Origin of the sequence: Ensifer sp. Root954 (genome assembly GCF_001429005.1) — a bacterium.
Classification (GTDB): Bacteria; Pseudomonadota; Alphaproteobacteria; order Rhizobiales; family Rhizobiaceae; genus Ensifer; species Ensifer adhaerens.
Genome location: NZ_LMJM01000014.1, coordinates 214,049 through 236,031, shown reverse-complemented (window position 1 = coordinate 236,031; position 21,983 = coordinate 214,049). Strand labels below are relative to the sequence as shown.

Below are 21,983 nucleotides of genomic sequence, written 5' to 3'. Positions count from 1 at the left end.
CATGCCTTCTTCGGCGAGCGACACCATGGTGTCGAGCACTTCCTTGACCATTTCCGGGTCGAGAGCCGAGGTCGGCTCATCGAACAGCAGGATCTTCGGCTTCATGCACAGCGAACGGGCGATCGCCACGCGCTGCTGCTGGCCGCCCGAAAGCTGGCCCGGATACTTGTTGGCCTGCTCCGGGATCTTGACGCGCTTCAGGAAGTGCATCGCGATTTCTTCGGCCTGCTTCTTCGGCATCTTGCGCACCCAGATCGGGGCAAGCGTGCAGTTTTCGAGGATCGTCAGGTGCGGGAAGAGGTTGAAGTGCTGGAAAACCATGCCGACTTCGCGGCGCACTTCGTCGATCTTCTTCAGATCGTTGGTGAGCTCGATGCCGTCGACGACGATCTTGCCCTTCTGGTGCTCTTCGAGGCGATTGATGCAGCGGATCATCGTCGACTTGCCGGAGCCCGACGGGCCGGCAATGACGATGCGCTCGCCCTTCATAACCTTCAGGTTGATGTCACGAAGGACGTGGAAGTCCCCGTACCACTTGTTCATTCCAGTGATTTCGACTGCGACATCCGTTGCGGAAACAGTCATTTTGGAAGCAGTGGCTGCGTTTGCCATGCGATCCTCCCCTCATTTTATCGTTTATGGGCCGTGTCGAGCACGCGTTCCATGAAACCTGAATAGCGCGACATACCAAAGCAGAAAAGCCAGAATATGAAGCCAGCGAAAATTAGCCCTGAGATCGGCGTCACCGAAGAGGCCCAGTTGGCGTCCGTGAAGTTGAAGCGGACGATGCCGAGCAGGTCGAACATGCCGATGATCGACACCAGTGACGTGTCCTTGAAGAGGCCGATGAAGGTGTTGACGATGCCCGGAATCACGAGCTTCAGCGCCTGTGGCAGCACGATGAGGTTCATCTTCTGCCAGAAGCTGAGGCCGAGGGAATCCGCGCCCTCATACTGCCCCTTCGGAATAGCCTGGAGGCCGCCGCGCACCACTTCGGCCATGTAGGCCGAGGCGAAGAACGACACGCCGATCAGTGCACGCAGGAACTTGTCGAAGGTGACGCCCTGCGGCAGGAACAGTGGCAGCATGACGCTCGCCATGAAGAGCACGGTGATCAGAGGGATGCCGCGCACCAGTTCGATGAAGGCGGTGCAGAGCATCTTGATCACAGGCATATGCGATCGCCGCCCCAGTGCCAGAAGAATGCCGAGTGGCAACGACACGGCAATGCCGACGAACGAAAGGATGAGCGTCACCATCAGACCGCCCCAGAGCGGCGTCTCGACGTAGGTCAGTCCGAACCAGCCGCCGGGAAGCAGGATCAAGGAAATGATCGGCAGCACGGCGAAGAGCAGGATGGCGTTGATGCCCTTGAAGGGAGCCTTCGGGATCAACATCGGAATGAGGAAAAGCACGAAGAGCATGCCGACCAGCGTCGGTCTCCAACGCTCATCGAGCGGGTAGCGGCCGTAGGCGAATTGGTCGAGTTTTGCGTTGACGAAGGCCCAGCACGCACCGCTCCAGCCATCCGGCTGCGAGCCTCCTTGAGCAACCGTGGCGCAAACGCCACGGCCGCCGCCGGTCCAGGCGGCGTCGATGAAGAGCCACTGGATGGCCGGAGGCACGAGCCACGCAAGCGCAAGCAGGCTGACGATGGTGAGCACCGCATCCTTTGGCGTCGCGAACAGGTTTTCGCGCAGCCAATGGACGATGCCACCTTCGGCGACCGGCGGGGCGGACCCTTCGATCATCGAGGTACGGACAAAAGTTGCCTGGTGTGTGTTCATGATCTTATCTCTCCACCAGGGCCATGCGGGCATTGAACCAGTTCATGAACAGCGACGTCGCAAGGCTCAGCGACAGGTAGACGACGATCCAGATCGTGACGATCTCGATCGATTGTCCTGTCTGGTTGAGGATGGTGCCACCGACGGCGACAAGATCCGCGTAACCGATCGCAACGGCGAGCGACGAGTTCTTGGTAAGGTTCAGATACTGGCTGGTGAGCGGCGGAATGATGATCCGGAGCGCTTGCGGAACCACCACCAGTCGTGTCGTCAGGCCGGGGCGTACACCGAGCGCGTGCGCGGCTTCCGTCTGCCCCTTGGATACGCCGCGGATGCCGGCACGCACGATCTCGGCTATGAAGGCGGCCGTGTAGAACGAGAGCGCCAGGAACAGCGACAGGAATTCCGGTCCGATGACCGAGCCGCCGGTGAGGTTGAATTTGCCGGCGACGGGGACGTCGAAGGTGATAGGCGATCCCGTGGCAAGGAAGACCAGCAACGGCAGACCGATGATCAGGCCGAGCGACGCCCAAAGAACCGGGAAACGCTGTCCGGTGGCCTCCTGCTTCTTGCGCGCATAGCGTGACAGGAGGAAGCTGGCGACGATCGCGAGGACAAAGGCTAGAACCGTGTACAGCGAACCGTCACCAAAGATCGGCTTGGGAAAGGCAAGGCCGCGGTTGTTGAGGAACATGTTGAGCGGCAGTGCTGCCGATTCACGCGGCTGCGGCAGGATCGCCAGGACGCCGCTGTACCAGAAGAAGATGACCAGCAGTGGCGGGATGTTGCGGAAGATCTCGACATAGGCGAGCGACAGCTTGGCGATCAGCCAGTTGTGCGACAGGCGGCCGATCCCGACTGCAAAGCCGATGATGGTGGCGGTGAAAATACCGCAGACGGCGACCAGCAATGTGTTGAGCAGGCCGACGACAAGTGCGCGCTGATAGGTGGAATCGCTGGTATAGGCGATCAGCGATTGCCCGACGTCAAAACCAGCGCGTCCATTGAGGAAGCCGTAACCGGAAGCGATGTTCGCCCGTTTGAGATTCTCGATCGTGTTGTCGGCCACCCAATAGACGAAGGCCCCGAGTAGGACGACGGTAATAACCTGATAAAAGATGCCGCGGACCTGCGGGTCGTTGATGATCGACCCCGACGGTTTCGATTTCTCAGGCGTAGTTGTGACGCCAATCGCCATGCAATGCCTCTTTCCCCTTTTTCACCCTTTTGGGTGTTTTTATCGTTGGGACGGGGAAGCGGTTGTCCGCTTCCCCGGTATTTTCGGTTCGCTTTAGCGGACCGGCGGAGCGTACTGGATGCCGCCCTTGTTCCACAGCGCGTTGAGGCCGCGCTCGATCTTGAGCGGGCTGCCGGCGCCGATGTTGCGGTCGAAGACTTCGCCGTAGTTTCCGACGGCCTTGATCACGTTCACGGCCCATTCGTTGGTGAGGCCGAGGTCGGTGCCGATCTTCGAGTCAGCTTCGACGCCGAGGAAGCGCTGAACGTCCGGGTTGGTGGACTTCTTCATTTCTTCGACGTTGGCCTGGGTGACGCCGAACTCTTCAGCCTGGATCAGCGCGTAGTGAACCCAGCTGACGATATCGAACCACTGGTCGTCACCCTGGCGCACGGCCGGGCCGAGCGGCTCCTTCGAGATGATTTCCGGCAGGATCATGTGATCGTCCGGCTTCGACAGCGTCAGACGCAGCGAATAAAGGCCGGACTGGTCGGTCGTGTAGACGTCGCAACGGCCGGCGTCATAGGCGGCGTTGACTTCTTCAAGCTTTTCGAAAACGACCGGATTGTACTGCAGGTTGTTCGACTTGAAGTAGTCGGCGAGGTTGAGCTCGGTGGTGGTGCCCGTCTGCACGCAGACAGCGGCGCCCGAAAGCTCCAGCGCGGATTTGACGTTCAGGCCCTTGCGAACCATGAAGCCCTGGCCGTCATAGTAGTTGACCGGGCGGAAGTTGAAGCCGAGCGCGGTGTCGCGGTTGATCGTCCAGGTGGTGTTACGGGCAAGCACGTCGACTTCGCCCGACTGCAGCGCCGGGAAGCGTTCCTTGGCGGAGGTCGGGGTGTACTTCACCTTGCTGCCATCCGCGAAGATCGCGGCGGCGATTGCCTTGCAGTAGTCTACGTCGAAACCGCTCCAGTTGCCCGAAGCATCCGGCGCTGCGAAGCCGGCGAGACCGGTGTTCACGCCGCACTGGACAAAGCCCTTGGCTTTGACGTCATCAAGAGTAGCGCCCGAAGCCGCCTGTGTGCCAATCCCCATGACAGCAGCGCCAACGAGAGCTGTCAGAATTCTTTTTGCCATTTTTAGAACCTTTTTCTGTTGTCGTTAGTTCCAGTCTGCACCGTCGCGTCTCCTAGCGCGGTGAGCCTCCGCCACCCTCCTGGCGCGAGTGTCGGCTATCTCATGCTCAATTTCCATGAGGGTCAAGAGAGGCCGCCGATTTTCTGGTTTTGCATGTGAAAAACTCGAAACAAGCCAGAAAGTTAGGCAGATCTTGGGGGTGTGAAGCACGCTCTGGCGGAAAATTCGCCAGAAGTGGCCTCGCGACGGTCAAAACGACGCTTCATGATTTTTGCCACTTGACCGCGATTGTGGCTCGTTCGAAGAGTTTTGCATTCGAAATCTAGAAGCGGAATGAGCAATGGCAGACAGTGGCAATGTGAACGGCAAGGCAGGCATCAACACGCGTCTCGCCCATAGCGGCAACAACCCCTCCGATTACTTCGGCTTCGTCAATCCGCCGGTCGTGCACGCCTCCACGGTGCTGTTCCCGAACGCCAAGACCATGGAGACGCGGGCGCAGAAGTACACCTACGGCACGCGCGGAACGCCGACCACGGACGCGCTCTGCGACGCGATCAACGAACTCGAAGGGGCCGCCGGAACGATCCTCGTGCCGTCGGGGCTGGCGGCGGTCACGGTGCCGTTCCTCGCCTATCTCTCGGCCGGCGACCACGCCTTGATCGTCGATTCGGTCTACTTTCCGACGCGCCATTTCTGCGACACGATGCTGAAGCGACTTGGCGTCACGGTCGAATACTACGATCCGATGATCGGCGCTGCGATCGAGAGCCTGATCCGCCCGAACACGCGCCTGGTACACACCGAAGCACCGGGATCGAACACCTTCGAAATGCAGGACATCCGCGCGATTGCCGATGCCGCCCATCGCCATGGCTGCATCGTCACCATGGACAATACCTGGGCGACGCCCGTCTACTTCAAGCCGCTCGACCATGGCGTCGATGTGTCGATCCATGCGGCGACCAAGTATCCGTCCGGCCATTCGGACGTGCTCTTCGGCACCGTCTCGGCCAATGCCGAGCACTGGCCGGCCCTGACAGAGGCGATGGTGACGCTCGGCGTCTGCGTCTCGCCCGATGACAGCTACCAGATCCTGCGTGGCCTTCGCACCATGGGCATCCGTCTCGAGCGGCACCAGGAAAGCGCCCTGACGCTGGCGAAATGGCTGGAAACACGCGAGGAAGTGGCCCGCGTGCTGCATCCGGCGCTGCCGAGCTTCCCCGGCCACGAGCTCTGGAAGCGCGATTTCACCGGCGCGAGCGGCATCTTCTCCTTCGTGCTGAAGGCGGAGAGCCCTGACCGCTTCAAGGCCAAGGCGCACGCCTTCCTCGATGCGCTGAGATTGTTCGGGCTCGGCTATTCCTGGGGCGGTTTCGAAAGCCTCGCGCTCCATGTCGGTCTCGGAGATCGCAAGGTGGCGCTGGCGCCGACCGAAGGTCCGGTTCTACGCCTGCAGATCGGCCTTGAGGACGTGCCGGATATCCGGCGCGACATCGAAGCGGGCCTGGCTGCGGCAAACGCCGTTTGACGAAGGCAATGACGGACGCCGCGGTCATCCGCGGCGTTCTGCTTTTCTGGACTAGATCTTGCGCGCGCCGGCAGTTTATCGAACGGATCGCGGTGAATGGCCGTCGCTTCTCAGTGCTCTGGCGCCCCGTAGCCGTAGAGCCAGTCGAGGTCGGCTGCGAGCGCGTCGGGCCCCTTGAGCTTCAACACCATGTCGCGGCCGATACGCACCGGCCCGCGGGCGTGATAGGCGAAATGGTTGAAGGCCGCACGGCGGCGGACGCGCGCGATGCGTGGCCTGCGAAGCGCCTCGAATTTCCGCAAGGAATCCGCGACGCTGAGGTTTTCAGACAGGCAAGCCGCAAGCGCGGATGCGTCCTCGATGGCCATGGCCGCACCTTGCGCCGCAAAGGGCGTCATCGCATGGGCCGCGTCGCCGATCAGCACTGTTTTTTGACCATCCTGCCAGGCGCCGTCGTCGACGGTGCAGAGCGGCCAGTAGGTGGGCGCCACGGCCTTATCGAGAAGCGAGCGGATGCCTGGGCTCCAATCGGAAAAGGCGCTGAGGCAATCCTGGCGCCGCGCGTCCGAATCCTTGCCGACCCAGATCGCGTCGGTCTCCTTGCCCTCGATGATGGCGACGAGATTGAAACCGCCGACTTCCCGCAGAGGATAGGCAACGAGGTGGGCGCGCGGGCCCAGGAAGGCGGTGACCTCACCGCGGTTGAGCACGCCCGCGGCAACGTCGCCTGCAAGCGTCATGCGCCAGGCGATATTGCCCGAGAACCGGACACGGCCGGCGGCGGGCACGGTCTCGCGCAGCCGCGACCAGATGCCGTCGGCGCCGATGACGACCTCCGGCATGCGCCCCGTCACTGCCGCGATCGCCTGGTCCCCGGGCTTGTCGATCTGGCATCCGAGGTGGAGACGGCAGCGCGGTTCGGATTGAACAGCCTGAAACAGCATTTTCTGAAGGCTGGCTCGGTGGAGAACGGCATAGGGCGCATGCCAGCGGCGGCGCGCGAAGGTCCCGGCCGGTACGCTGGCAAGCGCGCGCAGAGAGCGGCCGTCAACGAGCCCGATGCGCTCGGGCTCCGTCCATACACTCTCAAGCTGCGCCAGCAGGCCGAGCTCGATGAGGATACGGGAGGCGTTCGGTGAGAGCTGCAGGCCGGCTCCGACCTCGGTCAGTGCCGTCGCCCGCTCGATGATATCGACGTCGAAGCCGCGCCGGGCAAGGCATAGGGCAGCCGTGAGGCCGCCGATGCCGGCGCCGATGATCGCGACGGGGCGCGACATCGGCGCTTATCAGGCGGCTTTATGGGCGAAGAGGCAGCCGGGGGGATTGGTTTCGGTCGCCTTCAGCTTCGGATTGTAGCGATAGAGCGTAGAGCAGTAGGAGCAGACCTTCTCGTTGTCGTCACCCATGTCGATGAAGATGTGCGGGTGATCGTAGGGAATGGATGCGCCGGTGCACATGAATTCCTTGACGCCGATTTCGATTGCCTGATGTCCGCCGTCGTTCTGGAAATGCGGGATGCTGTGGCCGGCCATGTCATGCTCCGATGAATGCAAGTCTGAAGGTCAAATTTGGCGGCACCATAGTCAGCTTTGCCGGAAATGTGTAGCGGCAAAGCTGCCGCAGTTGTGGTTTTTGCCGGTGCGGGGTTTCGCCCGCCAAGGCGACGAACTAGGTTGCGCGGGATCGATATGCCCAAGGATGAATAGATGGATCTCACCCCGCCGCCGTTTTCCCGTTTCAATCATGACGGTCTGGAGATCGCCTTCTTCGACGAGGGCGACCCGTCCGGCGCGCCCGTTCTGCTCATTCACGGCTTTGCCTCCAGCGCCAACGTCAACTGGGTTTTCCCGGGCTGGCTGAAGACGCTGGGTGACGCCGGCTACCGCGTCATCGCGCTCGACAATCGCGGCCATGGCAAGAGCAGCAAGCCCTACGACCCGGAACTCTATCACCCGCAGCAGATGGCGGGTGACGCCGCCGCATTGCTTGGGCATCTCGGGATCGCCGAGGCCCATGTCATGGGCTATTCGATGGGCGCTCGAATCTCGGCCTTCCTGGCGCTCGCGCATCCCGATCGCGTGCGCTCGCTGGTCTTCGGCGGCCTCGGCATTGGCATGGTGTCGGGGGTAGGGGATTGGGATCCGATTGCCGACGCTCTGGTGGCGCCGTCGCTTGACGACGTGACCCATGCGCGCGGGCGCATGTTCCGTGCCTTTGCCGACCAGACCAAGAGCGACCGGCAGGCGCTTGCGGCATGTATCTCGACCTCGCGGGATCTGCTGACGGCACAGGATATGGCGCGCATCGAGCAGCCGACGCTGATCGGCGTCGGGACGACCGATGACATCGCCGGATCGGCGCAGGAACTGGCAGCGCTGATGCCGCGTGCGCGTGCGCTCGACATTCCGGGCCGCGACCATATGCTCGCCGTCGGCGACCGGGTTTTCAAGAAAGCGGTGCTCGAATTTCTGGCAGAGATCGATCGCATCTAGCGTATCGTCATTGCCGCCAGACGCCATTTAAGTCACGCCTGATTTCCCCTATAGTGGTGGCAGGCACGGACAAGGAAGGAGAGCGACGATGGTCGCCAAGACCGAACTTCGCCAGGCAGAAGCGCTGCAAGTGATGGACCCGATCTGGAATAGCCTGCGCGAAGAAGCCCGGATTGCCGCCGAGCAAGACCCAATGCTCGCGGCCTTCCTCTATTCCACCGTGGTCAATCAGCACTCTCTCGAAGAAAGCGTGATCTACCGCATCTGCGAAAGGCTGGATCACCCGGATCTGCAGGCAAACCTTTTGCGCCAGACCTTCTCGGAGATGCTGGAGGACTGGCCGGAATGGGGCACCATTCTGCGTGTCGACATCCAGGCCGTCTACGACCGTGACCCCGCCTGCACCCGCTTCATCGAGCCGGTGCTCTATTTCAAGGGCTTCCATGCGATCCAGACGCATCGCCTGGCGCATTGGCTATTGAAGCGCGGCCGCAAGGATTTCGCCTTCTACCTGCAGAGCCGGGCGTCGAGCGTCTTCCAGACGGACATCAACCCCGCCGCCCGCATCGGCCGCGGCATCTTCCTTGATCATGCCACCGGCCTTGTCGTCGGCGAGACCGCGGTCATTGGTGACAACGTCTCGATCCTGCACGGCGTGACGCTCGGCGGCACGGGCAAGGAAGGCAGCGATCGCCACCCGAAGATCGCCGATGGCGTGCTGATTGGCGCCGGCGCCAAGATCCTCGGCAATATCCATATCGGGCACTGCTCGCGCGTCGCTGCGGGTTCGGTCGTGCTGAAACCGGTGCCGCCGAAGTCGACGGTCGCCGGCGTGCCGGCAAAGGTCGTGGGCGAGGCCGGCTGCTCCGAGCCGTCGCGCCAGATGGACCAGATCCTTGCCAGCTTCGATATCTGACATGCGGGAACCGGTGTGTAGCCTCTTTCGAGGGGTTTACACCCGCCGATGCAGCGTGCGAGAAGCGCCGCACAGTTTAAACGGCTACGGAGACGTGTTTTGAAGCCCGAAGAAATCCGCAAGCTTGAAGCCTACTTCAAGCGCACCTTCAATCAACAGATGGTCGTCAAGGCTCGCCCGAAGAAGGACGAGTCCGCTGAAGTCTATCTCGGTGACGAGTTCCTCGGTGTGGTCTTCCGCGATGAGGAAGACGGCGAGCTTTCCTACAACTTCTCCATGGCGATCCTCGACATCGACCTCTAAGTCGCGACGCCGGACGCTTTCAGTATAAACCCCGAAAATCCATGGGATTTTCGGGGTTTATTGTTTTGTGCGGGATGTTGATGTCTTGCTGGGCAATTGCTCACTAGTGCTTATCTTGCGGCTGTAGCGAGCGCGGCAAGAAATTTCATGCCGGACCGCGATATTTCATCAAGTTGTTGCATCTGTTGTATTTTATTGCATCGCACACTCGTCTTGACTTTTTGTGCAGTGCACATAAACTGAAGCCTCCAGATCAGGCCGTCACCAAGGAGACACCGGATGTTCAACTTCGACGATGCAAACAAGAAGAGCAAGGAAGCCATTGACGTGGCTGTAAAGAGCTATTCCGCTTGGACCAAGGGTCTCCAGGCTATCGCGACCGAAGCTGCCGACTTTTCGAAGAAGTCCTTCGAGGACAGCGTCGCGCATGTCGAAAAGCTGACCAGCGTCAAGAGCGTCGAGGCTGCTTTCGAACTGCAGACCAACTTCGTGAAGTCGAGCTACGAAGGCTTTGTCGCCGAAGCAACGAAGATCGGCGAAATGTATGCCGACCTCGCCAAGGACGCCTACAAGCCCTACGAAGCGCCGGTTGCCAAGGCAACGGCAGCAGTCAAGGCCGCCGCTGCAGCAGCCTGATCACCGGCTAAAACAATTTCTCAATAAAAAGGCCGGTCGCAGCGCTTGCGACCGGCCTTTTTGTTTTTCGCATAAGCTGTGCGCAGCCCAAAGAAAGTTGATCAATCTTGCCGGTCAACGTGCGATTATGATTGCAGTGTGTTGGTTCGGTCTTAAAATCTGAAAACGAACCATTAGATAAAGGGCAAGCAGGCTGCGGCCGAGTTCGATGGGTCGCTACTGTACAAGGAACTGACAAGAATGATCGCCATGCCGGTCCGGATGCAGCAAGGTAGCGATGATGAGGGGAACGGCAACAACCGCAGCACGTCCGTCATCACGCGTACCAAGCCGAAGACCAAAAAGCCGAGTTTGTATCGTGTTCTGCTTTTGAATGACGATTACACGCCGATGGAATTTGTCATCCATATTCTGGAGCGCTTCTTTCAAAAGAACCCGGAAGAGGCGACCCGCATCATGCTCCACGTCCACAATCACGGTGTGGGAGAGTGCGGCGTCTTCACCTATGAGGTCGCCGAAACCAAGGTGACGCAGGTGATGGACTTCGCCCGGCAGCATCAGCATCCGTTGCAATGCGTCATGGAAAAGAAATGAGGAACTAACGTGCCAACATTTTCGCCCAGCCTCGAAAAGGCGCTGCACCAGGCACTGACTTTTGCCAACGAGCGCCACCACGAATACGCTACGCTCGAGCATCTGCTTCTGGCATTGATCGACGATGCCGACGCGGCGGCCGTGATGGGCGCCTGCAACGTCAATCTTGAGACGCTGCGCAAGACCGTAACCGATTACGTCGACAACGAACTGTCGAACCTCGTGACCGGCTACGACGAAGATTCCAAGCCGACGGCCGGGTTCCAGCGCGTGATCCAGCGGGCGGTGATCCACGTGCAATCGTCCGGCCGCGAGGAAGTGACCGGCGCCAACGTGCTGGTCGCGATCTTCGCCGAGCGCGAAAGTCACGCAGCCTATTTCCTGCAGGAGCAGGAGATGACCCGCTACGACGCGGTCAACTTCATTTCGCACGGCATCGGCAAGCGGCCTGGCAGCTCCGAGTCCCGTCCTGTGCGCGGCTCTGACGATCATGAGAGCGAGCAGAAGCCCGCGCGCGACAACGAGGAGGCTAGCGCCAAGAAGCAGCAGGACGCGCTGACCGCCTATTGCGTCAACCTGAATGAGAAGGCGAAATCCGGCAAGATCGACCCGCTGATCGGCCGTCACGCCGAGGTGAACCGCACCATCCAGGTGCTGTGCCGCCGCTCGAAGAACAATCCGCTCTATGTCGGGGACCCCGGCGTCGGCAAGACGGCCATCGCCGAGGGCCTTGCCAAGCGCATCATCGAAAAGAAGGTGCCGGAAGCGTTGCAGGATGCGACGATCTTCTCGCTCGACATGGGCACGCTTCTTGCCGGCACGCGCTACCGTGGCGATTTCGAAGAACGGCTGAAGCAGGTCGTCAAGGAGCTCGAGGACTATCCGGGCGCCGTGCTCTTCATCGACGAGATCCATACGGTCATCGGCGCTGGAGCTACGTCCGGCGGCGCGATGGATGCATCCAACCTTTTGAAGCCGGCGCTTTCCTCCGGCGCGATCCGCTGCATCGGTTCGACCACCTACAAGGAATACCGCCAGTTCTTCGAGAAGGATCGGGCGCTGGTCCGCCGTTTCCAGAAGATCGACGTGAACGAGCCGACGATTGCCGACGCGATCGAGATCATGAAGGGGCTGAAGCCTTATTACGAGGAATATCATCACCTGAAATACTCGAACGAGGCGATCAAGGCCGCGGTCGAGCTTTCGGCCCGCTACATCAACGACCGCAAGCTGCCGGACAAGGCGATCGACGTGATCGATGAATCCGGTGCCGCACAGATGCTGCTGCCCGCCAGCAAGCGCCGCAAGCTGATCACCGAGAAGGAGATCGAGGCGACGATCGCGACGATGGCGCGCATCCCGCCGAAGACCGTCTCCAAGGACGACGAGGCCGTGCTTGCCAATCTCGAGCGAGAGCTGCGCTCGGTCGTCTACGGCCAGGACCTGGCGATCGAGGCGCTCGCTTCGTCGATCAAGCTGGCGCGCGCCGGCCTGCGCGAACCGAACAAGCCGATCGGCTGCTACGTCTTCTCCGGCCCGACCGGCGTCGGCAAGACGGAAGTCGCCAAGCAGCTTGCGACCTCGCTCGGCGTCGAGCTCCTGCGCTTCGACATGTCGGAATACATGGAGCGGCATACGGTTTCCCGCCTGCTCGGTGCACCTCCCGGCTATGTCGGCTTCGACCAGGGCGGCCTCTTGACCGATGGCGTCGACCAGCACCCGCATTGCGTGCTGCTGCTCGACGAGATCGAGAAGGCGCATCCGGACCTGTTCAACATCTTGCTGCAGGTCATGGACCATGGCTCGCTGACGGATCACAACGGCAAGAAGATCGACTTCCGCAACGTCATCCTGATCATGACGACCAATGCCGGCGCATCGGAAATGGCCCGGGCCGCCATCGGCTTCGGTTCTTCCAAGCGTACGGGCGAAGACGAAGAGGCGCTGAACCGCCTGTTCACGCCGGAATTCCGCAACCGTCTGGATGCGGTCATTCCGTTTGCTTCGCTGCCGACACCGGTTATCCACCAGGTGGTTCAGAAGTTCGTCATGCAGCTTGAAACCCAGCTTGCCGAGCGCAACGTCACCTTCGACCTCGCGCCGGAGGCGATCGCCTGGCTTGCCGAAAAGGGCTACGACGAGAAGATGGGCGCGCGACCGCTGTCGCGTGTCATCCAGGAAAACATCAAGAAGCCGCTCGCCGATGAAATCCTCTTCGGCAAGCTGAAGAAGGGCGGTGTCGTCAAGGTGACGATCGGCACGAAGGCCGATGGCACCAAGGGCCTGCTGCTCGATGCCGTTCCTGAGACGACGCCAATCAAGCCGAAGGCGGAAGTATCCCGCCCGGCGATGAAGGCCGCCAAGCCGAAAAAGGCCGAGGACAAGGAAGAGGTGGGCGCCGAGCCTGCGCCGAAGTCCAAGCCGAAGAAGGCTGCCGCCAAGGCGTCAACGGATGACGAGGCCGGGGCGGGCGACGCGGCTCCCAGAAAGGGCCGCACGGTGCCGAAGGTGCCGCGCAAGAAGTAGCCCCCGCAAGACACGTTCGACGGTGCCGGATGCAAACCATCCGGCACCGTTTTTCTTTAAAGAAGAAATGAGAAGAGCCTGCGTGGTTTTTCGTCCGCGTGCCGGTCTGATAGCCTATATTCGGTCATGCTGATCCCGGACGATTCGATCCGGGGTGGTCGTAGTCGAGTTGAAAACAATCCGGAATCGCCGATGAAGAGAGAAGAAGACGAGCAATCTTCGCTCGCCTGGTTCGGGAAAGGCATGCGCGGCATTTTCAGTCTGCCGGCCTTCATTCTGATGTTGTCCTTTGTCGGCTTCTGTTCGCTGACGGCTCAGGCCGGCATCCCGGTCGAGCAGGTGGTCTTCATGGTCGGCATGGTCTGGGCGCTTCCGGCCAAGGTCATTCTCGTCAGTTCGATGATGAGCGGAGCCGGGCTCGCGACCGCGTTCCTCGCGGTCTCGCTGTCGTCCGTACGGCTGATGCCGATGGTCGCCGCGCTGATACCGGAGCTGCGCGGGTCGCGCACGCCGACTTGGCTTCTGCTCTTCCTGTCGCATTTCGTCGCTATCACCGCCTGGGTGTTCGCGATGGAGAAGGTGCCGCACGTGCCGCGCGAGCGGCGCGTCGCCTTTTTCGCGGGCTTCGGCATCACGCTGGTGGCGGCAAACATGCTGCTCGTCGCTGTCGTCTACCACTTCGTCGCCGATTTCCCGCCGATCGTTGCCGGCTGCCTTTTCTTCCTGACGCCGGTCTACTTTCTCGCCTCGATCTGGCATTCGGCGCGCCATCCCGTCGTCTATGTGGCGTTGCTCTTCGGTCTTGCAGGCGGGCCGCTGTTCTACTGGCTGTTTCCGGAATTCGACATCCTGCTCGCCGGCCTCGTCGGCGGTACGCTTGCCTGGCTCATCGAGCGCCTCTGGCGCCGTCGCAAGGAGGTGAGAGGATGACCTGGCAGGATGGTTGGTGGGCCTATGTCTTCATCGCGATTGCCGGCTGGCTGGCGACCGACATCTGGCGCTGGTTGGGTGTCATCACAGGTAACAGGCTGCGCGATGATTCCGAGGCGCTGAACTGGGTGAGGGCGGTTGCGACCGCGCTGGTCGCAGCGGTCATCGCCAAGCTTATCCTCTATCCGACCGGCGTACTCGAACAATCCCCGCTCTGGCTGCGCGCAGGTGCCGTCGCGCTCGGGGCGGCCGCCTTCTTCCTGTTCGGAAGAAAACCGGCGATCGGGATCGCGTCAGCGATTGCCGCGTTGGCGCTGGGCCTGTGGTGGTTGGGTTTTTAGGCTGGATGAGGTGCTTTTACCTGACCGTCGGTTAAAGAGCCGGCGCGTCGCCGGCTCCCTGGCTCCTGCGCGGATAGTATGAGCGCGATCAGAGCGCCTGCCGAACCTTTTCGGCATTGGCAGCCAGAACGGCGCCGTCTTCCATCGTGCCGGAATGCGGCTTCAGCGGCACGCCTGCTTGCCGCGGAATGACGTGGAAGTGCAGGTGGAAGACCGATTGTCCAGCCGGTGCTTCGTTGAACTGCATGATCGTCACACCATCGGCGTCGAAAGCTTCCTTGGCGGCAACGGCCAGCTTCTGTACGGTGGCAATCAGCGCCGGCAGCGTTGCTGCATCGGCGTCGAGCAGGTTGCGCGAAGGGGATTTCGGCACCACGAGCAGATGGCCTTCTGCCTGCGGCATGACATCCATGAAGGCGATCGTCGCGTCGTCCTCGTAGACGCGGTGCGAGGGAATTTCGCCGCGCAGGATCTTGGCGAAAATGTTGTTGTCGTCGTAGCTCATTGTTCTTCCTCGTGTAATGAAGCCGGCCTTCACGAAAAGGGGGTCAATCGTCCTGCCGTTCACCTTTGCGGAAAGGTCCGTGCTCGGCAAGAAACTCGCCCGTTTCCTCCACATCCCTGCGCTCGCGCTGAAGATAGTCGCCGACGGCGCGGGCAAGTCCCGGATGTGTGATGAAATGGGCGGAATGGGTGGTGACGGGCATGTAGCCGCGCGCAAGCTTGTGTTCGCCCTGGGCGCCAGCCTCGACCCGTTTCAGCCCCTTGGCGATCGCGAAATCGATCGCCTGGTGATAGCAGACTTCGAAATGCAGGAACGGGTGATCCTCGATGCAGCCCCAGTGGCGACCGTAGAGCGCATCGCCGCCGATGAAGTTGATCGCGCCGGCGATGTAGCGGCCGTTGCGGCGTGCCATCACCAGCAGGATATCGTCGGCCATGCGCTCGCCAATGAGCGAATAGAACGCGCGCGTCAGATAGGGGCGGCCCCATTTGCGTCCGCCGGTGTCCATGTAGAAGGCGAAGAACTCGTCCCAGATCGATTCCGTCAGGTCGCTGCCAGTCAGCCAGTCGATCGAAATCCCGTTTTCGAGCGCAGCCTTGCGCTCCTTCTTCAGCGCCTTGCGTTTGCGTGAGGCAAGGGTCTCCAGAAAATCGGCGTGGGAGCCATAGCCTTCATTGGTGAAGTGGAACTGCTGGTCTGTGCGGTGCAGGAACCCGGCGCGCTCAAGCGCGGGGATCTCGGCTTCGGGAACGAAAGTCACATGTGCCGAAGAGACATCGTGTCTGCGGGCAAGCTCTTTCAGGCCCGCGGCAAGCGCATCCTGAACGGCGTTCGTGTTTTCGTCCGGTGCCGAAAGCAGCCGTGGTCCGGTCGCAGGCGTGAAGGGGATGGAACTTTGCAGTTTCGGATAGTAGCGGCCGCCGGCGCGCTCGAAGGCGTCTGCCCAGCCGTGGTCGAAAACGTATTCGCCCTGGCTGTGGTTCTTCAGATAGCAGACGAGGCCGCCGCGCAATTGCCCGTCGCCGCCTTCAAGCAACAGATGCTGGCCGAGCCAGCCGGTCTTGGCCGTCGCCGACCCGGACTCCTCGAGCGCCGAGAGATAGGCATGCGAGAGGAAGGGATTGTAGACGCCGCCAGGAAACGCCTTCGATGCACCGGACAGCACATTCCAGCGTGCCGCCGGTATATCGGTGAAGGATTGCGCGATGCGGAGGGTGACGGCGTCTGACATTACTTTAGGAAACCAGGGCCTCCCGCGGGTCGAAACCCTCGAAGGTCATCTGATCCGCATGGGCAAACGTGTAGGCTTCGGCCTGCCGGTCGCGCACGGTCCAGGTGATGATCGTCTTGCCGAGCGTCCGTTCCTTGGTGATGAACGAGTTCGGCAGGTGGCCGTAGTGGTAGGAGATGAAATCGAGCCCGAGCTGCATCGCTTCCTCATGCACGAAGAAGGTCTCCGGATTGGCACCTTCCGCGGTGAGGCCCAGCGGGTAGGGCGCGTCGAGCGCCTTCAGGTCCTTGAGCAGCCAGTGATCGAAGCTCATCAGTGCGACATGGCCCTTGTAGCCTTCGAGCGTTTCGAGCACGGCGGCGGCAAAGCCCTCGTCGTCGCCCTTGCGGCCCTTGAGCTCGATGACGAGCGGCACCTTGCCGGCAACCAGGCGCAGCATCTGCGTCAACGTCGGCACCTTGTCCTTCGTGCCGCCGATCGCCATCAGGCCGAGTTCGCCGGCGGTGCGCGCGCGAACGTCGCCCTTGATCCCGCACAGGCGCTGGGTATCGTCATCGTGGAAGACGACCGGAATGCTGTCGGCGGTATACTGCAGATCGCATTCGATCGCGAAACCGGCGTCGACGGCGCGGGAGAAGGCCGAAAGCGTATTCTCCCACACCTGCTTGTTCATGTCGTGATAGCCGCGATGGGCAATCGGTTGGGCCTTCAGCCAGGAAATATCAGCCATGCCGGGCACTCTGTCAGGCGATTTCGATGACGGCGTCGATCTCGACGGCGGCATTGAAGGGAAGGGAAGCCATGCCGACGGCGGCACGCGCATGCTTGCCGGCTTCACCGAGCACGGTCGCAAGCAGATTGGATGCGCCGTTGATGACCAGATGCTGCTCGACGAATTCCGGTGTCGAGGCGACGAAGCCGTTGATCTTCACCAGGCGTCGGATGCGACCGAGATCGCCGCCGAGGGCTGCCTTGGCCTGGGCGAGGATGTTGATCGAGCAGAGTTCGGCGGCGCGCTGTGCGCGGGCCACGTCCACATCCTTGCCGACGATGCCGGTCACAGCGACCTTGCCGTCTTCCATCGGAAGCTGTCCGGAGATGTAGAGCATCGAGCCGCTGATGACGTAGGGCACGTAGTTTGCAACCGGGGTCGCAGCCTGGGGAAGTGTGACGCCGAGGTCCTTGAGGCGCGCTTCGATCTCTGCCGACATGGAAAGCTCCATTGTTGTCTTTTGTGTTAAAATCCTGCATTCAGGCCGGATCGCGGCGGGCACCGGCTTTTTCCTGCGAACGCCGCCTCGCTTCTGCCGAACGCTTGTTTATAGCATTGCCGGCGAGTCCAACAGGAGGAAACGGATGTTTCATAAAGGCTTCGGTCTCGTCACTTTGGGCAGCGCCTGTTTCGCCGTCATGACAGTATCGGGCGCCACGGCGGCACACGCAAACGCCCTTGTGCCGCACCGCGCCGTCTATGATCTCGAACTCAAGGATGCATCGGATCGTTCGGGCATTGCCGGAATGTATGGTCGCATGGTCTACGAGTTCAATGGCTCGGCCTGCGCGGGCTATACCGTCAGCTTCCGTTTCGTCACCCAGGTCGATACCGGCGAGGAAGTGCGCCTGACCGATCAGCAGACGACCACCTACGAAGATCTAAAGAATGGCAATTTCCGCTTCCTGACCCGCTCGTTCACCGATGAGAAGCTGGACAAGGAAGTGCGCGGTACGGCGCATGAGGAAAAAGCGGGCGTTAAGGTCGAGCTGACCGCGCCGGACAAGCGCGAAATCGAGCTTGCGGCGAGCCGGTTTCCGACGGCGCACATGATGGAGGTGATCTCGCGAGCGAAGAAAGGCGAGAGCCTCTTTGAGGCGCGCATCTTCGACGGCTCCGATTCGGGTGACAAGACCTTGATCACCTCGACCTTCGTCGGCAAATCGCGCAAACCCACGGCGGATGAGCCGGATGCCGGCAAGGCGGGCAAGCTCAGCGGCGACAATTATTGGCCGGTGACCATCTCCTATTTCAACGATGACAAGAGCGGCGACGCGCTGCCGATCTACCGTATGTCGTTCAAGCTCTACGAGAACGGGATTACCCGCGACCTGACGATGGACTACGGCGATTTCGTCCTGAGCGGCAAGCTTGCGGACCTCGAAGTGTTCAAATCCGAGGACTGCAAATAGCCGATTGCGGTAAAAAGCGGCGTTTGCGGCTTGATTTCTCGGGCGGTTGCCGTTAAGGGGCTGCCCATTCCACACGTGAAGCTTGGGATGTTCCGGGAGAAATCCGGATCGTTCCGCCGGTGGGCCGGTCGAAAGACATGCTCGACGCTTCGCGGAGGTTCAACCGGAAAAGGAGAAAAGGCATGGCATTGCCTGATTTTAGCATGCGTCAGCTTCTGGAAGCTGGCGTTCACTTCGGCCACCAGACGCACCGCTGGAACCCGAAGATGAAGCCGTACATTTTCGGCGATCGCAACAACGTTCACATCATCGACCTCGCACAGACCGTGCCGATGCTGTCGCGCGCCCTGCAGATCGTCAGCGACACCGTTGCCAACGGCGGCCGCGTTCTGTTCGTCGGCACCAAGCGCCAGGCGTCCGAAATCATCGCTGACGCTGCCAAGCGTTCGGCCCAGTACTACGTCAACGCTCGCTGGCTCGGCGGCATGATGACCAACTGGAAGACGATTTCGAACTCGATCCAGCGCCTGCGCAAGCTCGACGAAATCCTCTCTTCGGAAGCTTCGGGCTTCACCAAGAAGGAACGCCTGAACCTCGAGCGCGAACGCGAAAAGCTGAACCGCGCTCTCGGCGGTATCCGCGACATGGGCGGCACGCCGGACCTGATGTTCATCATCGACACCAACAAGGAATCGATCGCGATCGACGAAGCCAAGCGCCTCGGCATCCCGGTTGTCGCAGTCATCGACTCGAACTGCGATCCGGACCAGATCGACTATCCGATCCCGGGCAACGACGACGCTTCGCGCGCCATCGCTCTCTACTGCGACCTCATTGCACGCGCTGCCATCGACGGCATCGCACGTCAGCAGGGCGCATCGGGCCGTGACCTCGGCGCATCTGCCGAAGCTCCGGTCGAGCCGGCGCTCGACGAGGCCTCCGACGCCTGATCGGGCCTTGGCGGCAGGTAAGCCTGCCGCCCCCAATGAAATGTCGGGACAAGGCCGTTTGTGATGAAAATCTGAACGGCCTTGTTCTTTTCAGCCGGGGATGGCGCTGATCCGTTCGGATCTTTGGAGCCGAGCAACCCCGTGATGTTTCAGTCATCACGGTGTCACATTGAAAAGCCATTCCCTGCCACACCTCCTGGTACCGCGCCCTCAAGGGCAGCGCGCCAACCAAACAGACAAAGAGGCAATAAGATGAGTGTAACTGCAGCAATGGTGAAGGAACTGCGCGAAAAGACCGGCGCAGGCATGATGGACTGCAAGAAGGCGCTCGCCGAAACCAACGGCGACATGGAAGCTGCGATCGACTGGCTGCGCGCCAAGGGCATCGCCAAGGCCGACAAGAAGTCGGGCCGCACGGCTGCTGAAGGCCTCATCGGTATTGTCAGCGGTGGCGTCAAGGCTGTCGTCGTCGAAATCAACTCCGAGACCGATTTCGTTGCCCGCAACGAAGCCTTCCAGGAACTCGTCCGCGGCGTTGCCAATGTAGCGCTGACCACCGACGGCTCGGTTGAAGCCATCGCGGCTGCAAACTACCCGGCAACCGGCAAGTCGGTCGACGAGACTATCAAGGACGCGATCGCCACCATCGGCGAGAACATGACGCTTCGCCGCGCAGCCCTGCTCAAGGTCGAAGACGGTGTTGTTGCCACCTACATCCACAACGCTGCCGGCGACGGCATCGGCAAGCTCGGTGTTCTCGTCGCCCTGAAGTCGATCGGCGACAAGGAAGTTCTCTTCTCGGTTGGCCGTCAGATCGCCATGCACATCGCTGCGACCAACCCGCTCGCGATCCGTGCGGACGAAGTCGACGCCGCTGTTGCCGAGCGCGAACGCAACGTCTTCATCGAACAGTCGCGCGCTTCGGGCAAGCCGGACAACATCATCGAAAAGATGGTCGAAGGACGCATGCGCAAGTTCTTCGAAGAAGTCGCTCTGCTGTCGCAGGCCTTCGTCATGAACCCGGAAATCACCGTCGGTCAGGCCGTCAAGGACGCTGAAAAGCTCGCTGGCGCACCGATCGAAGTCACCGGCATGGCTCGCCTGCTGCTCGGCGAAGGTGTCGAGAAGGAAGAGTCCGACTTCGCTGCAGAAGTTGCAGCCGTCGCCAAGGGCTGATTTCTTCACCCATATTGGGAAAACCTTGGGGCATCGCGTGACAACGCGGTGCCCTTCGTGTATCCGGCTTCGTCAATGCGCTGGACCCGCCGGAAAATACGCCGTGGCGGTTGAAACCATGGTGCGCAATGTGTCCTTATGCGCTGTGCGCCGCCATCGTGCGCACGCGCGCCGATCTGTTCAGGAGCGATGATGCCGGCCGAGCCACTCTACAAACGCGTTCTACTCAAAGCCTCCGGTGAAGCTCTCATGGGCAGCCAGGGCTTCGGCATCGATGTGGCGGTCGCTGACCGCATCGCCGCAGATATCGCCGAAGCGCGCGCCATGGGCGTCGAAGTGGGCGTGGTTGTCGGCGGCGGCAACATCTTCCGCGGCGTGGCCGTCGCTTCCAAGGGCGGCGACCGGGTAACCGGCGACCACATGGGCATGCTGGCAACCGTCATCAACGCGCTGGCGCTCGCAACGTCGCTGCGCAAGCTCGACATCGATACGGTCGTGCTTTCGGCAATCGCGATGCCGGAAATCTGCGAGAGCTTCTCGCAGCGCGCAACGCTCTACCATCTTTCCCTCGGCCGCGTCGTGATCTTCGCCGGCGGCACGGGCAATCCCTTCTTCACGACCGACTCTGCCGCCGCCCTTCGCGCCGCCGAAATGGGCGCGCAGGCGATCTTCAAGGGCACCCAGGTCGATGGCATCTATTCCGCCGACCCGAAGAAGGATCCGGACGCGACCCGCTTCGACCGCCTGACGCACAGCGAAGTCCTCGAGAAGGGGCTTGCCGTCATGGATGTTGCCGCCGTCGCGCTTGCACGCGAAAATGCCATTCCGATCGTTGTCTTCTCCATTCATGAGAAGGGTGGCTTTGCGGAAATATTGACCGGCGGCGGTCGCGCGACCATCGTCACAGACAATTAAAAAGCTGCAGAACGGCCCTCGGGCCGGCGAATGATAGAACGGGAGTTTCGACCATGAGTGAAGGTGTTGACCTGAAGGAACTGAAGCGTCGCATGGATGGCGCCATTTCCGCATTCAAGAGCGATATCGCGTCGCTCCGTACCGGCCGCGCGTCGGCGAACGTTCTCGATCCGGTGACCGTCGAAGCCTATGGCTCACGCGTGCCGCTCAACCAGGTGGCGAACATCACGGTTCCCGAGCCGCGCATGCTGTCCGTCTCGGTCTGGGACAAGCAGATGGTCGGCGCTGTGGATCGCGGCATTCGCGAATCGAACCTCGGCCTCAATCCGATCATCGACGGCCAGAACCTGCGCATTCCGCTGCCGGAACTCAACGAAGAGCGCCGCAAGTCGCTCGTCAAAGTGGCACATGACTACGCCGAAAAGGCGAAGGTCGCCGTGCGCCACGTGCGCCGTGACGGCATGGACGACCTGAAAAAAGCCGAAAAGGATGGCGACATCGGTCAGGATATCAGCCGTTCTCAGTCCGAGCGCGTGCAAAAGATGACCGACGAAACGATTTCCGATATCGACCGCTTGCTCGTCGAGAAGGAAAAGGAAATCATGCAGGTCTGATCTGCTCTGCTCGTGATCTGAGTCTCCTTTCGCGG

24 protein-coding genes are annotated in these 21,983 nt (G+C 61.2%); 14 read left to right on the top strand and 10 right to left on the bottom strand.

The window, feature by feature from the left end; genetic code table 11:
• The 4 genes from ASE71_RS08410 to ASE71_RS08395 form a co-directional block, all read right to left on the bottom strand.
• Positions 1 to 612: amino acid ABC transporter ATP-binding protein (locus ASE71_RS08410; protein WP_060634946.1), on the bottom strand; the 612-nt coding region annotated here is incomplete at its 3' end.
• A gap of 17 nt (positions 613 to 629) precedes the next feature.
• A complete protein-coding gene (locus ASE71_RS08405; protein ID WP_060516947.1) occupies positions 630 to 1,787 on the bottom strand; it encodes an amino acid ABC transporter permease in 1,158 nt (385 codons plus the stop codon).
• Between the two features lie 4 nt (positions 1,788 to 1,791).
• A complete protein-coding gene (locus tag ASE71_RS08400; protein ID WP_034796751.1) occupies positions 1,792 to 2,985 on the bottom strand; it encodes an amino acid ABC transporter permease in 1,194 nt (397 codons plus the stop codon).
• 93 nt (positions 2,986 to 3,078) lie between these two features.
• A complete protein-coding gene (locus ASE71_RS08395) occupies positions 3,079 to 4,104 on the bottom strand; it encodes an amino acid ABC transporter substrate-binding protein (protein WP_034796750.1) in 1,026 nt (341 codons plus the stop codon).
• 340 nt (positions 4,105 to 4,444) lie between these two features.
• Between ASE71_RS08395 and ASE71_RS08390 the strand changes: the two genes are divergently transcribed.
• Positions 4,445 to 5,635 carry a cystathionine beta-lyase gene (locus ASE71_RS08390; protein WP_060516950.1) on the top strand — a complete coding sequence of 397 codons (1,191 nt, stop codon included), beginning with the start codon at positions 4,445 to 4,447 and terminating at the stop codon, positions 5,633 to 5,635.
• 110 nt (positions 5,636 to 5,745) lie between these two features.
• Here the strand turns inward: ASE71_RS08390 and ASE71_RS08385 are convergent, their stop codons facing one another.
• Both ASE71_RS08385 and ASE71_RS08380 read right to left on the bottom strand, forming a co-directional pair.
• Complete coding sequence (locus tag ASE71_RS08385; RefSeq protein ID WP_060516952.1) at positions 5,746 to 6,912, bottom strand: FAD-dependent monooxygenase; 1,167 nt, start codon at positions 6,910 to 6,912, stop codon at positions 5,746 to 5,748.
• 9 nt (positions 6,913 to 6,921) lie between these two features.
• Positions 6,922 to 7,167: a zinc-finger domain-containing protein gene (locus ASE71_RS08380; protein WP_057255736.1), complete on the bottom strand. Its 246-nt coding sequence runs from the start codon at positions 7,165 to 7,167 to the stop codon at positions 6,922 to 6,924.
• Positions 7,168 to 7,341: 174 nt separating this feature from the next.
• Between ASE71_RS08380 and ASE71_RS08375 the strand changes: the two genes are divergently transcribed.
• The 8 genes from ASE71_RS08375 (at position 7,342) to ASE71_RS08340 (ending at position 14,373) form a co-directional block, all read left to right on the top strand.
• Entirely contained in the window at positions 7,342 to 8,127 is a 786-nt protein-coding gene (locus ASE71_RS08375) for an alpha/beta fold hydrolase (RefSeq protein ID WP_034796743.1), read from the top strand.
• Positions 8,128 to 8,215: 88 nt separating this feature from the next.
• Positions 8,216 to 9,043, top strand: coding sequence for a serine O-acetyltransferase (gene cysE, locus ASE71_RS08370; RefSeq protein WP_034796741.1), 828 nt, complete (start codon positions 8,216 to 8,218; stop codon positions 9,041 to 9,043).
• 99 nt (positions 9,044 to 9,142) lie between these two features.
• Positions 9,143 to 9,346 (top strand): DUF3126 family protein, encoded by a 204-nt coding sequence (locus tag ASE71_RS08365; protein ID WP_034796738.1) that lies wholly within the window; start codon positions 9,143 to 9,145, stop codon positions 9,344 to 9,346.
• Positions 9,347 to 9,625: 279 nt separating this feature from the next.
• Positions 9,626 to 9,982 (top strand): phasin family protein, encoded by a 357-nt coding sequence (locus tag ASE71_RS08360; RefSeq protein WP_034796735.1) that lies wholly within the window; start codon positions 9,626 to 9,628, stop codon positions 9,980 to 9,982.
• A 240-nt stretch (positions 9,983 to 10,222) separates the two neighbouring features.
• Positions 10,223 to 10,576: an ATP-dependent Clp protease adapter ClpS gene (gene clpS / locus ASE71_RS08355; protein ID WP_043622145.1), complete on the top strand. Its 354-nt coding sequence runs from the start codon at positions 10,223 to 10,225 to the stop codon at positions 10,574 to 10,576.
• Positions 10,577 to 10,585: 9 nt separating this feature from the next.
• Positions 10,586 to 13,102, top strand: a complete 2,517-nt coding sequence (gene clpA, locus ASE71_RS08350; protein WP_034796722.1) for an ATP-dependent Clp protease ATP-binding subunit ClpA — start codon at positions 10,586 to 10,588, stop codon at positions 13,100 to 13,102.
• Positions 13,103 to 13,294: 192 nt separating this feature from the next.
• Positions 13,295 to 14,032 carry an AzlC family ABC transporter permease gene (locus ASE71_RS08345; protein WP_034796721.1) on the top strand — a complete coding sequence of 246 codons (738 nt, stop codon included), beginning with the start codon at positions 13,295 to 13,297 and terminating at the stop codon, positions 14,030 to 14,032.
• Positions 14,029 to 14,373: an AzlD domain-containing protein gene (locus tag ASE71_RS08340; RefSeq protein ID WP_034796719.1), complete on the top strand. Its 345-nt coding sequence runs from the start codon at positions 14,029 to 14,031 to the stop codon at positions 14,371 to 14,373. The genes ASE71_RS08345 and ASE71_RS08340 overlap by 4 nt, the downstream gene beginning before the upstream one ends.
• An 88-nt stretch (positions 14,374 to 14,461) precedes the next feature.
• On the opposite strand, the gene ASE71_RS08335 is transcribed toward ASE71_RS08340, so the two are convergent.
• From ASE71_RS08335 to ASE71_RS08320, 4 genes are read right to left on the bottom strand one after another with little or no spacing between them, the layout of a single operon-like run.
• Positions 14,462 to 14,878, bottom strand: coding sequence for an HIT family protein (locus tag ASE71_RS08335; protein ID WP_034796718.1), 417 nt, complete (start codon positions 14,876 to 14,878; stop codon positions 14,462 to 14,464).
• A gap of 43 nt (positions 14,879 to 14,921) precedes the next feature.
• Positions 14,922 to 16,109, bottom strand: coding sequence for a GNAT family N-acetyltransferase (locus ASE71_RS08330; RefSeq protein ID WP_060516954.1), 1,188 nt, complete (start codon positions 16,107 to 16,109; stop codon positions 14,922 to 14,924).
• 4 nt (positions 16,110 to 16,113) lie between these two features.
• Complete coding sequence (locus ASE71_RS08325; protein ID WP_060516956.1) at positions 16,114 to 16,839, bottom strand: glycerophosphodiester phosphodiesterase; 726 nt, start codon at positions 16,837 to 16,839, stop codon at positions 16,114 to 16,116.
• A 13-nt stretch (positions 16,840 to 16,852) separates the two neighbouring features.
• Positions 16,853 to 17,320 (bottom strand): RidA family protein, encoded by a 468-nt coding sequence (locus tag ASE71_RS08320; protein WP_043622203.1) that lies wholly within the window; start codon positions 17,318 to 17,320, stop codon positions 16,853 to 16,855.
• A gap of 145 nt (positions 17,321 to 17,465) precedes the next feature.
• On the opposite strand from ASE71_RS08320, the gene ASE71_RS08315 reads away from it, so the two are divergent.
• The 5 genes from ASE71_RS08315 to frr all read left to right on the top strand — a co-directional run bounded on the left by ASE71_RS08315 (position 17,466) and on the right by frr (position 21,948).
• The gene (locus tag ASE71_RS08315) at positions 17,466 to 18,293 is read left to right on the top strand and encodes a cell envelope integrity EipB family protein (RefSeq protein WP_034796712.1); all 828 of its coding nucleotides are present in this window, start codon (positions 17,466 to 17,468) and stop codon (positions 18,291 to 18,293) included.
• A 182-nt stretch (positions 18,294 to 18,475) separates the two neighbouring features.
• Entirely contained in the window at positions 18,476 to 19,243 is a 768-nt protein-coding gene (gene rpsB / locus ASE71_RS08310; RefSeq protein ID WP_034796710.1) for a 30S ribosomal protein S2, read from the top strand.
• Positions 19,244 to 19,495: 252 nt separating this feature from the next.
• A complete protein-coding gene (gene tsf, locus ASE71_RS08305) occupies positions 19,496 to 20,419 on the top strand; it encodes a translation elongation factor Ts (protein WP_034796708.1) in 924 nt (307 codons plus the stop codon).
• A 192-nt stretch (positions 20,420 to 20,611) separates the two neighbouring features.
• The gene (pyrH, locus tag ASE71_RS08300; protein WP_034796706.1) at positions 20,612 to 21,334 is read left to right on the top strand and encodes a UMP kinase; all 723 of its coding nucleotides are present in this window, start codon (positions 20,612 to 20,614) and stop codon (positions 21,332 to 21,334) included.
• A gap of 53 nt (positions 21,335 to 21,387) precedes the next feature.
• The gene (gene frr, locus ASE71_RS08295) at positions 21,388 to 21,948 is read left to right on the top strand and encodes a ribosome recycling factor (RefSeq protein WP_034796704.1); all 561 of its coding nucleotides are present in this window, start codon (positions 21,388 to 21,390) and stop codon (positions 21,946 to 21,948) included.
• Positions 21,949 to 21,983 lie beyond the last annotated feature (35 nt).

Coding starts and splice junctions, on each gene's coding strand:
- ASE71_RS08400 (WP_034796751.1), bottom strand. CDS start 2,985: ATGGCGATTGGCGTCACAACTACGCCTGAGAAATCGAAACCGTCGGGG.
- clpS (WP_043622145.1), top strand. CDS start 10,223: ATGATCGCCATGCCGGTCCGGATGCAGCAAGGTAGCGATGATGAGGGG.
- cysE (WP_034796741.1), top strand. CDS start 8,216: ATGGTCGCCAAGACCGAACTTCGCCAGGCAGAAGCGCTGCAAGTGATG.
- ASE71_RS08330 (WP_060516954.1), bottom strand. CDS start 16,109: ATGTCAGACGCCGTCACCCTCCGCATCGCGCAATCCTTCACCGATATA.
- tsf (WP_034796708.1), top strand. CDS start 19,496: ATGAGTGTAACTGCAGCAATGGTGAAGGAACTGCGCGAAAAGACCGGC.
- ASE71_RS08360 (WP_034796735.1), top strand. CDS start 9,626: ATGTTCAACTTCGACGATGCAAACAAGAAGAGCAAGGAAGCCATTGAC.
- ASE71_RS08315 (WP_034796712.1), top strand. CDS start 17,466: ATGTTTCATAAAGGCTTCGGTCTCGTCACTTTGGGCAGCGCCTGTTTC.
- ASE71_RS08380 (WP_057255736.1), bottom strand. CDS start 7,167: ATGGCCGGCCACAGCATCCCGCATTTCCAGAACGACGGCGGACATCAG.
- ASE71_RS08405 (WP_060516947.1), bottom strand. CDS start 1,787: ATGAACACACACCAGGCAACTTTTGTCCGTACCTCGATGATCGAAGGG.
- rpsB (WP_034796710.1), top strand. CDS start 18,476: ATGGCATTGCCTGATTTTAGCATGCGTCAGCTTCTGGAAGCTGGCGTT.
- ASE71_RS08395 (WP_034796750.1), bottom strand. CDS start 4,104: ATGGCAAAAAGAATTCTGACAGCTCTCGTTGGCGCTGCTGTCATGGGG.
- ASE71_RS08375 (WP_034796743.1), top strand. CDS start 7,342: ATGGATCTCACCCCGCCGCCGTTTTCCCGTTTCAATCATGACGGTCTG.
- pyrH (WP_034796706.1), top strand. CDS start 20,612: ATGCCGGCCGAGCCACTCTACAAACGCGTTCTACTCAAAGCCTCCGGT.
- ASE71_RS08340 (WP_034796719.1), top strand. CDS start 14,029: ATGACCTGGCAGGATGGTTGGTGGGCCTATGTCTTCATCGCGATTGCC.
- ASE71_RS08390 (WP_060516950.1), top strand. CDS start 4,445: ATGGCAGACAGTGGCAATGTGAACGGCAAGGCAGGCATCAACACGCGT.
- ASE71_RS08325 (WP_060516956.1), bottom strand. CDS start 16,839: ATGGCTGATATTTCCTGGCTGAAGGCCCAACCGATTGCCCATCGCGGC.
- ASE71_RS08335 (WP_034796718.1), bottom strand. CDS start 14,878: ATGAGCTACGACGACAACAACATTTTCGCCAAGATCCTGCGCGGCGAA.
- ASE71_RS08345 (WP_034796721.1), top strand. CDS start 13,295: ATGAAGAGAGAAGAAGACGAGCAATCTTCGCTCGCCTGGTTCGGGAAA.
- frr (WP_034796704.1), top strand. CDS start 21,388: ATGAGTGAAGGTGTTGACCTGAAGGAACTGAAGCGTCGCATGGATGGC.
- ASE71_RS08385 (WP_060516952.1), bottom strand. CDS start 6,912: ATGTCGCGCCCCGTCGCGATCATCGGCGCCGGCATCGGCGGCCTCACG.
- ASE71_RS08320 (WP_043622203.1), bottom strand. CDS start 17,320: ATGTCGGCAGAGATCGAAGCGCGCCTCAAGGACCTCGGCGTCACACTT.